This is a genomic window from Kitasatospora sp. NPDC093558 (genome assembly GCF_040683475.1).
Classification (GTDB): domain Bacteria; phylum Actinomycetota; class Actinomycetes; order Streptomycetales; family Streptomycetaceae; genus Kitasatospora.
Genome location: NZ_JBFBDY010001252.1, coordinates 1 through 1,259, shown reverse-complemented (window position 1 = coordinate 1,259; position 1,259 = coordinate 1). Strand labels below are relative to the sequence as shown.

Annotated in this window: 1 protein-coding gene; it reads left to right on the top strand. The window is 69.8% G+C overall.

Going from position 1 to position 1,259, the window contains the following annotated elements; genetic code table 11:
* Window positions 1–203: 203 nt before the first annotated feature.
* The coding region (locus AB0O00_RS40125; RefSeq protein WP_363659603.1) for a hypothetical protein at window positions 204–1,259 on the top strand (1,056 nt) is incomplete at its 3' end.

The following is a 1,259-nucleotide window of genomic DNA, read 5'->3' as shown; positions in this document are numbered from 1 at the left end:
CGGCCGACCTGGTCAACTCGGCCAGGGCCAACCTCGCCGTCCGGGACGGCGTGGCCAGCTTCTTCTACCACCCGTACTACGACGTGACGCCGCTCCAGCAGACGATCGACGGCATCAGGGCCCTCGGCTACACCTTCGTGGGCCCGATGGACCTCGCCAACTGAACGCCCCGAACAGGTGAGGAGCTCTCAGCAGTGAACCGCATGAAGAGGACGGCCGTCGCCCTCGCGGCCCTGGCCGTCCTCTTCGTCGCCGCCGGATGCTCCTCGGAGTCCGGCGACGACGAGGACAAGCCCAGGCCCACCCCGACGGCCGGCCCACCGACCGGCCGCCCCGACGACGGGAAGACGAGCGAGATGCGCGGCATGACGCTCCCCTCGTGGAACACCGACGACTACGACAGCCCGCAGGCCGCGACCTACCTCCAGCAGATCGCCGCCACCGGCACCCGGTGGGTGACCTTCACCCCCACCTGGTACCAGGACCGCGTCACCGACTCGGCCATGCGCACCACCGACGAGACCGCGGCCGACGACAGCCTGCGCAACATCATCCGCCTCGCCCACGACGCGGGCCTCAAGACGATGGTCAAGCCGCACGTCGACCTGACCAAGGGCGGCGACCGCGCCGGGATCAAGCCGTCGGACCCGGACGCCTGGTTCACGGCCTACGAGGGCTTCATCACCCACTACGCCCAACTCGCCACCGACAACGGCGTCGACCAGCTCTCCGTCGGCACCGAACTCGCCGGCACCTCCCAGGACGGCGCGCACTGGAGCAAGGTCATCGCCGCCGTCCGCGACCGCTTCAAGGGCCCGCTGACGTACGCCGCCAACTACGACGAGTACCAGCGGATCCCCTTCTGGAAGGACCTCGACCTCATCGGCATCGACGCCTACTGGCCACTGGCCGACAAGGCGACGACCGACCCGGCCCAGCTGCGCCAGGCCTGGCAGCCGATCGCCGACGAACTCGCCGCCTTCTCCCAGAGCAACCAGCGGAAGATCCTCTTCACCGAGGCCGGCTACGTCAGCCAGCGCGGCACGACCACCGCGCCGTACTCGTGGACCGTCAGCAGCCGCGACGGCGCCGACGAACAGGCCGCCGCCTACGAGGCGTTGCTCGCCACCTTCGACGGCAAGCCCTGGTGGGCCGGCGTCTGCTGGTGGATGTGGGACGACTGGCCCGACAGCGGCGAGACGAAGAAGAAGCGCGCGTACACGCCCCACGGCAAGCCCGCCGAGGACGTCCTGAAGAAG